This window comes from Corynebacterium sp. HMSC078H07 (assembly GCF_001812805.1).
Lineage (GTDB): Bacteria > Actinomycetota > Actinomycetes > Mycobacteriales > Mycobacteriaceae > Corynebacterium.
Genome location: NZ_KV810513.1, coordinates 43,995 through 57,212, shown reverse-complemented (window position 1 = coordinate 57,212; position 13,218 = coordinate 43,995). Strand labels below are relative to the sequence as shown.

The window sequence follows — 13,218 nt, the reverse complement described above, 5'->3', positions numbered from 1 at the left end:
CACAAATATGAATATGAAGCTCCGCAGGACCGCTCTCGCAGTGGTTACCGCCTCTGCCCTCATCCTCACCGGCTGCGCCTCCGATGGCGGCTCCGGCAGCTCTGATGGCTCGAGCGACTCCGCCTCCGGCGAGAAGCTCGACGTCAAGCTGGACGGCTCCTATAACCCCAAGGACCGCTCCGAGCTCAAGGAGGGCGGCGAGCTGCGCCTAGCCATTGATGAGATTTCCCAGCAGCAAAACCCCTTCCAGGCCGACGGTACCCGCTACACCAGCGACGTCTGGAAGTACTACAACCCGCAAATTGGCCTCTTCGACGGCGCGGGTGAGTTCCATGTCAACAATGACTACATCACGGACGTCAAGGACGAGGAGAAGGACGGTAAGACCGTCGTCACCTTCACCATCCACGAGAAGGCGCAGTACAACGACGGCACCCCGATTGACTGGAAGTCCTTCGAAAACACCTGGAAGTTCAACAACGGTGAGAACAAAGAGGCCAATGTCTCCTCCACCGATGGCTACGAGCTCATCGAGTCGGTCAAGCCGGGTGAGAACGACAAGCAGGCCGTCATCACCTTCAAGCAGGCATACCCATGGTGGCAGGGTCTGTTCAACATCCTGCTCCCGCCGCAGGTTGATTCCACGGAGAAGTTCAACGAGGCATACCTAGGCAAGGTGCACCCCGAGTGGGGAGCGGGCCCGTTCAAGGTAGAGAACGTCGACTTCCAAAGCGGCAGCGCCACTTTCGTCCCGAACGAGAAGTGGTGGGGTGATAAGCCCTTCTTGGAGAAGGTCTCCTACCGCCAGATGGAAGATCAGGCCTCCATCAACGCGTTCAAGGCCGGCGAGATTGATGCAACTGGCGTAGGCAACAAGGAGCGTCTGGCTGCCGTCAAGGACATGCAGGACATCGAGATTCGTACCGCCATGGCTCCGTCTAAGTCTCTCTATACGCTCAACTCCAAGAACGAGATTCTCGCCGACATTAAGGTGCGCGAGGCCATTATGGCCGGCATCGACCGCTCCACGCTGTCTGAGATCCGCTTCAATGGCCTCAACGGCTACACCGAGGACCTGCCAGGTTCCTTCAACCTCTACCAAACCCAAGAGGGCTATGAGGACAACGTTGGCGCGGTCATCACGTTCGACCCAGAGAAAGCTAAGTCGCTCCTCAATGAGGCCGGATGGAAGGAAGGCAGCGACGGCATCCGCGAGAAGGACGGCAAGAAGCTGTCCATGCGCTACACGCTGCTGGGTGATTCTTCCACTGGCAAGGCCCAAGCCACTGCCACCCAGAAGATGATGAAGGACATCGGCGTGGACCTGAAGGTAGAGGAACGCCCAGCCGCTGATTTCTCCGAAATCACGTCCTCCTATGACTTCGACATTCTGCCTATGGGATTCTCTTCCGGTGATCCCTTCGGTGTGGCCTACTTCGGCCAGGTCTACCGCACCGGCTCTCAGCTCAACCGCTCCGGTACGGGCACACCAGAACTAGACAAGAAGATCGACAAGCTTTCCCAGATCGCCGACCCAGACGAGCAGATCAAGGAAGCCAACAAGCTGGAGAAGGAAGCACTGGCACAGTATGGCATCATTCCTATCTTCAACGGACCGGCCATGGTTGCGACCCACCCCGATATCGCAAACTTCGGCGCCAACTCCTTCGCCGTCATCGAGGTGGAGAACATCGGCTACACCAAGTAAGTAGCGTCCCGTCCTCGGCAGACCTCCCTGCTTAGGACAGTAAAAGGGCCTTCCCGGCATATCGGGAAGGCCCTTCATCGCTGCTACGAGCAGTGTTTAGTTGCCGTTGTTGTTCTGGTTGAGCTGATTGCGCAGCTGGTTGAAGTAATCACGCGCGGACTGCGGCTGGCCATTGCCCTGCGGAGGCGCAGGGAAGCCCGGCATGTTACCGAAGCCCTGCTGCTGTGCATTCTGGACACGTCCTTGGGCCTGCTGCTGGGCGCGCTTGGCTTGCTCCATGACTTCGGCATCGCGGCTGGCACGCTCTTCACGCTCACGGCGCTCCTTTTCCTCGCGGCGGCGACGTGCAGCAGCTGCATCTTCACGGCTGTGCTTTGCTTCACCGGCCGGCACCTTTGGCTTCGGGGCTTCATTAATAGCGTTGGTGGACAGGAGCGTGTCGCGCATACCGCTGAAGAGGTCCTGCATGCCGCCCGGGTTCGACGGCATGTAGAGCACGTTGGTGTGTGCGCGGTCTGCCACGTCCACCATGGCGTCGAGGTACTGGGAGACCAGCATGAGGGTCTCTGGGTTCTCCTCCACACCAGCAGCGCGCAGCAGCTCGTACTGCTGGGCAATACCTTCGACAATTTCCTTACGCTGGTCAGCCACACCGCGACCCTGCAGCTTCTTGGCCTCAGCCGCACCTTCAGCTTCCTTGACCACACGGATCTTCTCGGCCTCTGCCTGAGCCACGGCAGCCTCACGCTCTCGCTGTGCGGCGTTAATGGAGTTCATGGACTCACGCACACGGGCATCCGGGCGGATATCAGTGACGAGGGTGTTGACGAAGTTCCAGCCGTAGGCAGCCATGTTATCGCGCAAAGACATCGCTACATTGCGGGCAATGGTGTCCTTGGAGGAGAAGGAATCATCCAAGTCCATGTTCGCCACAGACGAGCGAACGTTGTCCTGCACGTAGGCCACAATCTGCTGCTCGTGATTGGACAAGGTGTAGAAGGCCTGACGCTCGCTGCCCTGAACCACCTCATACTGCACCGCCACGGGAATCTGAACGAAGACGTTGTCCTTGGTCTTTGTCTCCACCATGACGTCGAGCTGGCGAATCTGCAGGCTGATCTTGGCGCGGACGCGGTCGACCAACGGCACTTTGAGGTGCAAGCCCGCGTGGGCAACGTTGACGAACTTACCCATACGCTCAATGATGGCAGCTTCCTTCGTACGGACGATGAAGAAGCCATCGAAAGCGAGGGCGGCGAGAAGCAGGACTATCACGCCAAAGACAATGAGGGGACCCATGGATTAACCTTTCTAGGATCAGTTCACTTTTCGCAACTATTTTGCCATAACGTGACACCCGCCACGAGGCTGCGTGGAGCACTCCCCAGCAATCGTTGCTCATGAGCATTACGCCTGCGCCCCGAGTGCCCTAGCCGCTCCTCCCGAGCGCTCGCCCTCAGCGCTCGTCGGCCAATCGGAAGAGCTCGTCCAGAATCCCCGAACCGTCCTCAGCAATCCCGTTGTGCTGGAAATGATTAGTCACCATCGGACGCAGGTCACGGTAGGTCTCCCCCGTTGCCATGGAATCCTCGAAGGGGACGAAGATGTCGTCGAGGTAGATGGCGGCAGCAGCGATCAGGGGGACGTCGGCAAGCACTGCGGGATCATACGGGGAGCTGGTCCACTCATGCGCAGCCAGCTCCTCCGCGCCTTCTTTGAAGGGGCGCAACGCTGGGTCCTCGTCGAATTGCCAGGGGAAGATGTGTTCGCCGGTAAGGTACGTGCCGACTTCAGCAAACTCGGGAAACTCCTCGCGGATGCGGTGCGCCGCCCAGCCTGTAACGGCTTGGCCGCCGACGCCACCGTAGATGGATTCATGAATCGCCGCGTAGAGAGGCCCGGCCTGAAAACTGACGCGCTGCCCGACATCGTTGAGGAAGTCCGAGCGCAGGCGTTTCTCGCCACTCACGGTGCGGAAAGGTTGCTCCAGCAGGTAGGCCAAAGAATCAAAGCCAGTGCCGCGGCCCAATTCAATACCGATGGTGCGGAAGCGGCGCGCAGACAGGCGCTCCCCTGTCGGCAGCAGCTCCTCCGAGTTGTCTAGGTGGTGGAGGATTTCCTCGACGCGCGCTTGAGCCCACGGGAACTGGGCGTAGAAGCGCTCATGGCGGACCTTGAGCTTGGCAAAGGTCGTGCGGTAGAGGTCATCCGCCCCCTTGGTCAAGGTGGGCAAGCCACCCGTGAGATAGGCACGCCCGATGGAATCGGGGAACAGTGAGGCATAGGCGGTGATGATGAATCCCCCGAAGGATTGGCCGAAGAGATCCCAGGACTCCTCCCCTAGGTGCTCACGCAGGCGCTCGGCATCGCGCACGATGTTCTCCTGGCGCAGTTGCGCCAGACGCGCAGCGCTGCGATCTTCAGCCGGGCTGAGCTCATCGATGCGGTGGCTGCGCCCAGTGCCACGCTGGTCCAAGAGGATCCAGCGGTAGCGCTCCAAGCCCTTCCCGATAAGCCCGGTAGCACCAACCGGCCGCGGAGACGGAAAACCCGGCCCGCCCTGGTTATAGAGCAGTGCCGGGTAGTTCTCACCGCCCGGTGGGATGATCTCGCGCGCGTAGAGTTCGAAAGAACCTGCGGCGGGATTGTCATAATCCCAAGGGACGGTGAGAGTGTGTTCCTTGATGGTGTGGCCGAAGCGTTTCATGCTTCTAGTAGACCACGAAACCCTCCTTACGGAACGCATCTCGGACAGATTCAACGTCTTCCGGTTTAGGTGGCTTGGTGTCCTCGAGAGTGTACGGGTAGCCCAGCTCGTGCCACTTGTCCGCGCCCATGTTGTGGAAAGGCAGTACCTCGACTCGCTCGACGTTGCTCTTCCAGCGGGACGCAATTTTGACCACGTTGGCGACGTTTTCTGGGGAATCCGTCAGGCCAGGGACGAGCACGAAGCGAATCCACACCGGCTTGCCCATCTCATTGAGACGGTCACCAAAGTCGATGGTGGGTTGCAACTCGCGGCGCGTGACTTCCTTGTAAGTCTCCTCGTCACCAGCCTTGACATCCAAGAGAACGAGGTCAATGTTGTCCAAGTCCTCATCGCGCAGGCGCGCGCCCAAGTATCCCGACGTGTCAATCGTCGTATGGATACCCGCGTCGTGGACCTCCTTGAGCAAACGCCGAGCGAACGCAATCTGGAACAGCGCCTCGCCGCCAGACATGGTCAGTCCGCCCCCGGAGGCGGTAAAGACTGGCTTATAGCGCTTAATGCGCTTGACCACGTCTTCGATGCGCTCCAGAGTGCCGACCTTCATTTCCATCGTGTCAGGGTTGTGGCAGTACTGGCAGCGCAGCGGGCATCCCGACATGAACACCGTCATGCGGGTTCCAGGGCCATCAACGGCGGTCACCAGCTCCCAGGAGTGAACGAGGGCAATGTCGCCAGAACGGCGTGCCTGCATCAACTCCGGGCGGCTGAACTCGTCGAGGTCATTATTTGTGCCCAAACCGGCGGCGGCGCCGCGCACCTTGTCACCCTCTTCAGGGGACAGGTGGACGACGCCGGTAATGCCATCTGCCATTTAGGAGCCCTGGTGGAAGGTACGGGAGATGACGTCGAGCTGCTGCTCGCGGGTCAGCTTGACGAAGTTCACTGCGTAGCCAGACACGCGGACAGTGAGGTTCGGGTACTTCTCCGGGTGCTCAACAGCGTCCTCCAGGGTGGACTTGTCCAGGACGTTGATGTTGGCGTGGTAGAGGCCCGAGTCCATGTTGTTGGCGGAACGGTTGGCCTTCATGGTTGCGAGACGCTCGTCGAAAGTTGGGGTAGCCATGATGTTTTCTCCTTTTCGGAAGTGGTGTGAAAGTGGTTTATTTGGAATCCATGATGAAGCCGGCGTCGAGGACACCCACCAGGTTGGTGATGCGTTCCTCAGGCGTGCGGCCCAAACCGGACGGGGTGATGGTGTTCGTCAGCGAGATGCCGTCGAGCGCATCCTTGTAGTCCAGCTTGCCCACCGACAGCATGGAAGCAACCATGCCGTGGTTGTCTGCACCGTTCTCCGGGTTTGCGCCCGGGGCGAACGGAGTACCTGCCTGGTGGCCAGACGGGAAGGAACCGGTGGCCTTGCCGTAGACCACGTTGGAGGTAATGGTCAGCACAGACTGGGTCGGGATGGCGTTGCGGTACATCGGGATGGCCTTAATCTTCGCCATCACGGTGTGGACGATGGTGGCGGCGATGTCATCGGCGCGGTCATCATCGTTGCCGTAGAACGGGAAGTCACCTTCCGTCTTGTAGTCCACGATGAGACCAGTCTCATCGCGCACCGGGTAGACCTTGGCGTACTTGATGGCGGAGAGGGAGTCAGCCACGATGGACAGACCCGCGATACCGCAGCCCATGGAGCGCACGATGTCAGAATCATGCAGCGCCATCTCGATGGCCTCGTAGGCGTACTTGTCGTGGCAGTAGTGGATGATGTTGAGGGCTTCAACGTAGGTGCCCACAACCCAGTCCAGCATCTCCTCGTACTTCTGCCAGACCTCGTCGAAGTCCAGCGGGCCATCGCCCTGGATAGCCTCGTAGCCGTCCACGACTTGCTTACCGCTGACCTCGTCGCGGCCACCGTTGATGGCGTAGAGCAGGGCCTTAGCGGCGTTCACACGGGCGCCGAAGAACTGCATTTGCTTGCCGACGGCCATCGGGGACACGCAGCAGGCAATTGCGGCGTCGTCGCCCCACTGCTCACGAATCTGCTTATCGGACTCGTACTGGATGGACGACGTCTCAATCGAGATGTGAGCACAGAATTCCTTGTAACCAGCCGGCAACTGCGGATCCCAGAAAATGGTGATGTTCGGCTCCGGCGACGGGCCAAGGTTGACCAGGGTCTGCAGCAAACGGAAGGAGGTCTTGGTGACCATGTGGCGGCCGTCAGAACCGAAACCAGCATCGGTCCAGGTTGCCCAGTACGGGTCACCAGAGAAGATCTGGTCGTAATCCTCGGTACGCAGGAAGCGCACGATGCGCAGCTTGAGCACCAGCTGGTCGATGATCTCCTGAGCGTCTTCCTCAGTGATGATGCCAGCGGCAAGGTCGCGCTCGAAGTAGCAATCGAAGAAGGCGGAGAGGCGGCCGATGGACATGGCGGCGCCATCCTGAGACTTGATGGAAGCCAGGTAGCCAAAGTAGGTCCACTGGACAGCTTCGTGAGCGGTCTTGGCCGGCTTGGAGATGTCAAAGCCGTAGGACTCAGCCATAACCTTGAGCTTCTTCAGAGCCTTGATCTGTTCGGCGTGCTCTTCGCGGTAGCGAGCCCAGTGCTCGGAGAATCCGGCATCGCCCACTGCATGCTTAGACGCTTCCTTCTCAGCGATGAGGTAGTCCACACCGTAGAGAGCCACGCGGCGGTAGTCACCGATGATGCGGCCACGGCCATAAGCATCCGGCAGACCGGTAATGATGTGGGAGGAACGAGCAGCGCGGATGCGCGGGGTGTAGATATCGAAGACGGCATCGTTGTGCGTCTTGCGGTAGCGGGTGAAGATCTTCTCCACCTCAGGGTCGGCTTCCTTACCGGCCTCCTTGATAGCCTGCTTGACCATGCGCCAGCCACCATTCGGCATCATGGCGCGCTTCAGCGGAGTATCCGTCTGCAGGCCGACAATGACGTCATCTTCTTCGCAAATGTAGCCAGCGGGGAAAGCGTCAATATCAGTTGGGGTGTGGGTGTCGACATCGAAGATGCGCTTCTTGCGCTCGATGGACAGGTAGTTTTCTTCCAGGTGCTCCCAGACGCGCTTGGTCTTTTCGGTCGGGCCCTCCAGGAAGGAAGCATCTCCGTCATAGGGGGTGTAGTTGCGCTGGATGAAATCGCGGACGTCGATGCTCTCGGTCCACGGGCCTTCTTCAAAGCCCTTCCATCCCTCAAACTGGACGGATTGCTCAGTTGCGGTGGTCACTATAATGACTCCCTTCGTACTTCATACGACGTGTGGAAAATCTGCCACAGAAGGGTTTTGGTGACTCCAGTTCACGGGCGATTCGGCCATCACGGTTGTCACCGAACCCCTCTCTGTAGCCCATAGTAAGGGCAAAGCTGTAAATGCTCATATCCTGCGTTTTATGGGACAAATCACTAAAAACGCCATTTTGTGGGCACCCCGCTGGTCACCGGATCCATGGGTAACGACCGTACTGTTGACCCGCGGGGGTAGGCTACCCCCGCAAGTGTCATACGTCACATTTTTCCCGTTAATTGGGCCAGCTCAAGCCCCTTCTTGGTGTGTGTCCACGCCGCGCTCTATTGTTATGCGCAGTATCCTCATCTCGCCCTTCAACAAGGAGCTCTTCGCGTGTCTGACACCGCCGCTACTGCTAGCCCCGCCACTGCCCCAACTCACCCCGTGGATGTTGTTCCGCCAGCGCCCAAGCTGGCGGCTCTCGGTCTCCAGCACGTACTCGCGTTCTACGCTGGCGCAGTCATCGTACCGCTGCTCATCGCTGGTTCTTTGGGCCTCGATGAGGCCACCACGATTCACCTCATCAACGCCGACCTATTGACCTGTGGTCTGGCCACGTTGATCCAAGCGGTGGGCGTCGGCAAGCACATTGGCGTCCGTCTTCCCATCATCCAAGGCGTGACCACCACAGCGGTAAGCCCCATCATTGCCATTGGCATGAGTGCAGGTGACCAGCCGCTACCCACGATCTATGGCGCAATTATTGCCGCCGGCATCTTTACGTTCTTCGCCGCTCCGGTCTTTGGGCGCGTGCTCAAATACTTCCCACCAATTGTCACCGGCACTGTACTTCTGGTCATGGGTACATCTCTGCTCGCGGTTTCCGCCAATGACTTCGTGAACTACGCTGACGCCACCCCCGCCTCGCGCGACCTTCTCTATGGTTTCGGCACGCTCACCATCATTATTATCGTGCAGCGCTTCTTCCGCGGCTTCCTAGGCACACTCTCCGTGCTCCTCGGCCTCGTCATCGGCACGGGCGTGGCCTTGGCACTGGGTGATACGTCCTTTGATGGCGTGCGTGAGGCCGATGCTATCGGTATCACCACGCCTTTCTATTTCGGTATGCCGAAGTTCGACATCATGGCAATTCTTTCCCTCATCATCGTCATGATCATCACCATGGTGGAAACCACCGGCGATGTCTTTGCTACCGGTGAGATTGTCAAGAAGCGCATCAAGCGTGATGACGTTGTGCGTGCCATTCGCGCCGATGGCCTCTCCACCACCCTTGGCGGCGTGATGAACTCCTTCCCCTACACCTGCTTCGCGCAGAACGTCGGCCTAGTTCGCTTAACCGGTGTGAAGTCCCGCTGGGTTGCCGTGTCCGCCGCCGGCTTCATGATTATTCTGGGCCTGCTGCCCAAGGCAGCTGCCGTGGTGGCAGCCATTCCCTCCCCGGTCCTCGGCGGCGCCTCCTTGGCGCTCTTTGCCAACGTCGCTTGGGCCGGCCTGCAGACCATTGCCAAGGAAGACATCACCGACGGCCGCAACGCCGCCATTGTCACCACCGCACTGGGACTGGCCATGCTCGTCACCTTCAAGCCGGACGTGGCAGCGGCCTTCCCAGAATGGGCACAGATCTTCGTCTCCTCCGGCATGTCCATCGGTGCGATTACAGCAATTCTGCTCAACCTGCTGTTCTTCCACATCGGTACGCAATCCGGTGACGATATCAGCCGCATCGACGGCGAAGGGGTGTCTCTCACCGAGCTCAACACCATGGAGCGCGACGAGTTTGTCGGCGCACTGCGCCCGCTCTTCAACAACGAGACGTGGCCTCTGGAGGCTGCTTGGGAGTCCCGTCCCTTCGACGACGTCAGCCGCCTGCGTGAGGCCATCCAGGTCGCCGTGCTGACCGCGCCGCGTGAGCAGCGCCGTGCCCTCATCCACGACTACCCGGCCATGGATGAGCTGCTGCTTGCCGACGTCACCGAGGCCGCCACCATCTCCGCCGACCGCGGGTCACTGGCCCTCGATGACTTGGATGATGTCCAAACACAGCAGCTTATCGACGTCTCCCGGGCCTACCGCGAACGATTCGACATGCCCTTCGTGGCTTACCTAGACACCAACGATTCTGCCGACCGCGTCATCGACGGAGGCGTGCGCCGCCTCGCCAACTCCGACGAGCTGGAGCAGCGCGTCATCTTGAGCGAAATCATCGAGATTGCCAACGACCGCTTCGATATCCTGCTGGCCGATGCCAACCCGGTACGCGCCTACTGGGACCGCAAGTTCACCGAGGTGGAGTGACCAAAGGTCACTCCACGGGCAATCGAGTCACTCCACCTAGCAGCGGGGTCACTGGAATTCCATGGTGACCTGGGCCTGTGGGTCGACGCCGCGGATGATGCCCTCATAGAAATTGCGAGCTTGGTCCTGCAAGAGGTCGCGGTTATCGTTGATGTCCTTGCGCTTCTTATCAGCGCTGAGGACATCAGACACCGTGGAGGCAGCATCGAGTGGCTGCGTGGTCCAACTCAGCACGCCGTTGTCTTCTACTGCGGTCTTGAACTCCTCGTCGGTATGACCGATGAAGATAAATTCCGGGATGCTGACGGTATAGGCGTGCTCACCGGTCTCCGTGACGCGAACATCCTTGCCTTCAATTCCCAGCTTCGCCTTGTAGGAGTACTGCACGAACTGTGTGCGATCGGTCCACGGGACGCGCACCCCAAAGACTTCGCCCGCGGAGGACTTCTCTGCCAGTCCCTGGATCCCGAGACTGAGCAGCACCACCTGTTCTTGGCGCTCCACCGCGGTAACCACTTGCGAATTCGTGGATTCTACAGGGGCGCTATACACATCGCGCGGCTGACGCACGATATACATACCCAAACCGGCACAGACGAGGGAAAGAAGCACCACGACGGCAATAAGCGTGGTGCTGAGCTTGCGGTTAGACATGAGCCTAAAGCTGGAACTGCTCGGTAACCTCAACGCGGCGCTTGTGCTCCATCCAGAAGGACAGGAACGGCACCACACCGGCCAAAGCAGTAGTGATGAGCTTGCCCACCGGCCACAGCGCACGCGGACCCAGAATCAGAATCGACACCAAGTACACCATGTAGGCCACTCCATGCGCCTGGGCGATGAGCGTGGCCCAGGACGGCATTTCCATGCCCACGCCATACTGCAGAATCATGCGCACGACCAGAATGAGCAAGAAGATACCCGTAACCGTGGCCGCGATGGAGAAGAACTTCAGTGGTCCGCGAATGCGCTCCTTGCGGTCTGGGTGCACGGCATTGTTCGCTGGGTTGGTCATGAGTTCTCCTCTTCGGTGCCGCGGCGGCGGCGCTGCTTATTCATGGCATTAAAGGTCTCGACGTCCACCTGCGGGCGCGGCGGCAAAAAGTCTTCGTCGATTTTAGTCACCTGTTGTTCCTTGCCCGCATCCTTGGTTTTAGCTTCATACTGAGCCGGCTCCTGCCCCATTTCGAGGGCCTCATTCTCCGCATCGATGCGCTCGTTCTCATAGCGCATCGCGGTGCGGTAGGCATAGACCACGAAGACCGCAAACAGCGGCCACTGGAAGGCATAGCCCAAGTTCTGGAAGGTTCCTGAGCCGGATTTAAAGCGGGTCCACTGCCAATAGGCAAGGAACAAAAAGAGCACGACGAAAAACGCGATGAGGACGATGTGCCACCATCGAACCTTCATCTTCTTTCTCGGGGCTTGGTTGGTGCTCACGCGTATCAGCCTACCCACCATGGTTCGAAAAGTGGATTTCCATCGTAGGCCTGCCGCCCTGTAAGCTATTCAGCGTTGCTCCGAACACAGTATGTTTCGCGGCTACGTCTTTCAGCGCCCGTGGCGGAATTGGCAGACGCGCTAGATTTAGGTTCTAGTGTCTTATGACGTGTGAGTTCAAGTCTCACCGGGCGCACACCATCAAGGTCTGCGTTGAAGCTTCATACTTCAACGCAGACCTTGTTTCTTTCTTGTGGACGATCGTGCACATGCCTGGTTCTCGTGGGTTAAGGGACCAAAGTCACGGGACCATTTGCTCGCATTCTGCGAATTGAACCTGGGGAAACACAGAAGCCGACTCGCAGATGGTCCTTCTAGTTTGGTCCCCCACCTCGCTAGCCCACCTGATGGATGCTGGGGCTAGCGGTCAAGGTTGGGCGGCTGCTTAGACCTGGCGGGCGAGGGCTGCTAGGGGCTCGCGCAACTGCGCTAGGGCGCGGCCACGGTGTGAGACCGCGTTCTTCTCCTCAGGCGTCATCTCGGCAGCAGAGCGCTGCTCGCCTTCGGGTTGGAAGAGGGGGTCGTAGCCGAAGCCGTTCTCTCCCTGCGGTGCGGTGAGCAGCGAACCGGGCCAGCGGCCCTCCACCACGTGTTCCTCACCATCAGGAGTGACCAGTGCACAGACAGAGACGAAGGCCGCCGCGCGGCGCTCAGCAGGAACGTGCGCCATCTGCCCCAGCAAGAGGCGGTTATTCGCCTCATCATCGCCGTGACCACCGGACCAGCGGGCAGAAAGCACTCCCGGCATGCCGTTAAGCTCTTCGACGGCGAGACCGGAGTCATCCGCAATCGTGGCAAGCCCGGTGTGCTGTACCCCGGCGCGGGCCTTGATCAGAGCGTTGTCAGCAAAGGTGCGGCCATCCTCGACGGGCTCCGGATAGGGCTCCACGGCCGACAATGGGAGAAGCTCGATACCTTCAATTCCGGCATCGGCCAGGATCTTCTCCAACTCTTTTAGCTTCTTCGCGTTATTGGAAGCAACGAGAAGCTTTACCATCCCAGGGCCGCCTTCTGCGCCTCAATGAGCTGAGCACAACCAGCCTGGGCCACATCGAGCATGTCGTTAAGCTCCTGACGGCCGAACAGTCCGTGCTCGCCGGTGCCCTGAATCTCGACGAAGTCGCCGCCTTCCTGCATGACCACGTTGAGATCCACCTCTGCGCGAGAATCCTCCTCATAAGGCAGGTCCAAGCACACATGGCCGTCGATGATGCCGACGGAGACCGCCGCGATGGGGTCCAGCAGCGGCTCGCCCGGCACAACGCCTTCCTCCTTGAGGTAGGCAATCGCATCAGCCAAAGCCACATACGCACCAGTGATGGACGCGGTACGAGTACCGCCGTCTGCCTGCAGCACATCGCAGTCCAACTGAATGGTGTTCTCCCCCAGCTCAGACAGATCCACCGCTGCGCGCAATGAGCGGCCCACAAGGCGAGAGATCTCGTGCGTGCGGCCCTTGACTTTGCCCTTCATGGACTCGCGCGGCATGCGCTCATGCGTTGCAGACGGAAGCATGGAGTACTCAGCAGTGAGCCAACCTTCGCCGGAATCCTTCTTAAAGCGCGGGACACCAAACTCCACGGAGGCGGTGCACATGACGCGGGTATTGCCGAACTCCACAAGCACCGAACCGGCAGGATTGGTGGTGAAGTTACGGGTAATGCGGACGCTACGGAGCTGGTCGAGCGCGCGACCATCAGCACGAGTGAAATCAGTCATGCCCCCTACCC

The 13,218-nt window shown here is 59.5% G+C and carries 12 protein-coding genes and 1 tRNA gene; 3 read left to right on the top strand and 10 right to left on the bottom strand.

The genetic code is table 11. The features are described 5' to 3' along the window. Window positions 1-7 precede the first annotated feature (7 nt). Window positions 8-1,708: an ABC transporter family substrate-binding protein gene (locus tag HMPREF2875_RS10790; protein WP_070673054.1), complete on the top strand. Its 1,701-nt coding sequence runs from the start codon at window positions 8-10 to the stop codon at window positions 1,706-1,708. 96 nt (window positions 1,709-1,804) lie between these two features. On the opposite strand, the gene HMPREF2875_RS10785 is transcribed toward HMPREF2875_RS10790, so the two are convergent. The 5 genes from HMPREF2875_RS10785 to HMPREF2875_RS10765 all read right to left on the bottom strand — a co-directional run bounded on the left by HMPREF2875_RS10785 (window position 1,805) and on the right by HMPREF2875_RS10765 (window position 7,672). Further along, complete coding sequence (locus HMPREF2875_RS10785) at window positions 1,805-3,007, bottom strand: SPFH domain-containing protein (RefSeq protein ID WP_070673051.1); 1,203 nt, start codon at window positions 3,005-3,007, stop codon at window positions 1,805-1,807. Between the two features lie 157 nt (window positions 3,008-3,164). Further along, on the bottom strand, window positions 3,165-4,415 hold the full coding sequence (locus HMPREF2875_RS10780) for an alpha/beta fold hydrolase (protein ID WP_070673050.1): 1,251 nt from the start codon (window positions 4,413-4,415) through the stop codon (window positions 3,165-3,167). 4 nt (window positions 4,416-4,419) lie between these two features. Then, complete coding sequence (pflA, locus tag HMPREF2875_RS10775) at window positions 4,420-5,289, bottom strand: pyruvate formate-lyase-activating protein (RefSeq protein WP_070673047.1); 870 nt, start codon at window positions 5,287-5,289, stop codon at window positions 4,420-4,422. Continuing rightward, a complete protein-coding gene (gene grcA2 / locus HMPREF2875_RS14095; protein ID WP_042532094.1) occupies window positions 5,290-5,541 on the bottom strand; it encodes an autonomous glycyl radical cofactor GrcA2 in 252 nt (83 codons plus the stop codon). Window positions 5,542-5,578: 37 nt separating this feature from the next. After that, on the bottom strand, window positions 5,579-7,672 hold the full coding sequence (locus tag HMPREF2875_RS10765; RefSeq protein WP_070673045.1) for a pyruvate formate lyase family protein: 2,094 nt from the start codon (window positions 7,670-7,672) through the stop codon (window positions 5,579-5,581). Between the two features lie 393 nt (window positions 7,673-8,065). On the opposite strand from HMPREF2875_RS10765, the gene HMPREF2875_RS10760 reads away from it, so the two are divergent. Next, on the top strand, window positions 8,066-9,988 hold the full coding sequence (locus tag HMPREF2875_RS10760) for a solute carrier family 23 protein (protein ID WP_070673043.1): 1,923 nt from the start codon (window positions 8,066-8,068) through the stop codon (window positions 9,986-9,988). Window positions 9,989-10,036: 48 nt separating this feature from the next. Here the strand turns inward: HMPREF2875_RS10760 and HMPREF2875_RS10755 are convergent, their stop codons facing one another. Genes HMPREF2875_RS10755 through HMPREF2875_RS10745 form a run of 3 tightly spaced genes read right to left on the bottom strand, consistent with a single transcriptional unit; the run spans window position 10,037 to window position 11,398 of the window. After that, entirely contained in the window at window positions 10,037-10,642 is a 606-nt protein-coding gene (locus HMPREF2875_RS10755; RefSeq protein ID WP_070673040.1) for a hypothetical protein, read from the bottom strand. 4 nt (window positions 10,643-10,646) lie between these two features. Continuing rightward, the gene (locus HMPREF2875_RS10750) at window positions 10,647-11,003 is read right to left on the bottom strand and encodes a DUF3817 domain-containing protein (RefSeq protein WP_039676715.1); all 357 of its coding nucleotides are present in this window, start codon (window positions 11,001-11,003) and stop codon (window positions 10,647-10,649) included. After that, entirely contained in the window at window positions 11,000-11,398 is a 399-nt protein-coding gene (locus tag HMPREF2875_RS10745; RefSeq protein ID WP_083311921.1) for a hypothetical protein, read from the bottom strand. The genes HMPREF2875_RS10750 and HMPREF2875_RS10745 overlap by 4 nt, the downstream gene beginning before the upstream one ends. Window positions 11,399-11,542: 144 nt before the next feature. Here HMPREF2875_RS10745 and HMPREF2875_RS10740 point away from each other — a divergent pair. Then, window positions 11,543-11,624 (top strand) — tRNA-Leu (locus tag HMPREF2875_RS10740). Between the two features lie 249 nt (window positions 11,625-11,873). Here the strand turns inward: HMPREF2875_RS10740 and rdgB are convergent. Both rdgB and rph read right to left on the bottom strand, forming a co-directional pair. After that, the gene (gene rdgB, locus HMPREF2875_RS10735; protein WP_070673036.1) at window positions 11,874-12,485 is read right to left on the bottom strand and encodes an RdgB/HAM1 family non-canonical purine NTP pyrophosphatase; all 612 of its coding nucleotides are present in this window, start codon (window positions 12,483-12,485) and stop codon (window positions 11,874-11,876) included. Continuing rightward, window positions 12,479-13,207 carry a ribonuclease PH gene (gene rph / locus HMPREF2875_RS10730; RefSeq protein WP_039676720.1) on the bottom strand — a complete coding sequence of 243 codons (729 nt, stop codon included), beginning with the start codon at window positions 13,205-13,207 and terminating at the stop codon, window positions 12,479-12,481. Before rph ends, rdgB begins: the two co-directional genes overlap by 7 nt. Window positions 13,208-13,218: the final 11 nt, after the last annotated feature.

Bases quoted from the DNA above. Each gene is read 5' to 3' on its own strand.
- HMPREF2875_RS10790 (WP_070673054.1), top strand. From the start codon at position 8: ATGAATATGAAGCTCCGCAGGACCGCTCTCGCAGTGGTTACCGCCTCT.
- HMPREF2875_RS10785 (WP_070673051.1), bottom strand. From the start codon at position 3,007: ATGGGTCCCCTCATTGTCTTTGGCGTGATAGTCCTGCTTCTCGCCGCC.
- HMPREF2875_RS10780 (WP_070673050.1), bottom strand. From the start codon at position 4,415: ATGAAACGCTTCGGCCACACCATCAAGGAACACACTCTCACCGTCCCT.
- pflA (WP_070673047.1), bottom strand. From the start codon at position 5,289: ATGGCAGATGGCATTACCGGCGTCGTCCACCTGTCCCCTGAAGAGGGT.
- grcA2 (WP_042532094.1), bottom strand. From the start codon at position 5,541: ATGGCTACCCCAACTTTCGACGAGCGTCTCGCAACCATGAAGGCCAAC.
- HMPREF2875_RS10755 (WP_070673040.1), bottom strand. From the start codon at position 10,642: ATGTCTAACCGCAAGCTCAGCACCACGCTTATTGCCGTCGTGGTGCTT.
- HMPREF2875_RS10750 (WP_039676715.1), bottom strand. From the start codon at position 11,003: ATGACCAACCCAGCGAACAATGCCGTGCACCCAGACCGCAAGGAGCGC.
- HMPREF2875_RS10745 (WP_083311921.1), bottom strand. From the start codon at position 11,398: ATGAAGGTTCGATGGTGGCACATCGTCCTCATCGCGTTTTTCGTCGTG.
- rdgB (WP_070673036.1), bottom strand. From the start codon at position 12,485: ATGGTAAAGCTTCTCGTTGCTTCCAATAACGCGAAGAAGCTAAAAGAG.
- rph (WP_039676720.1), bottom strand. From the start codon at position 13,207: ATGACTGATTTCACTCGTGCTGATGGTCGCGCGCTCGACCAGCTCCGT.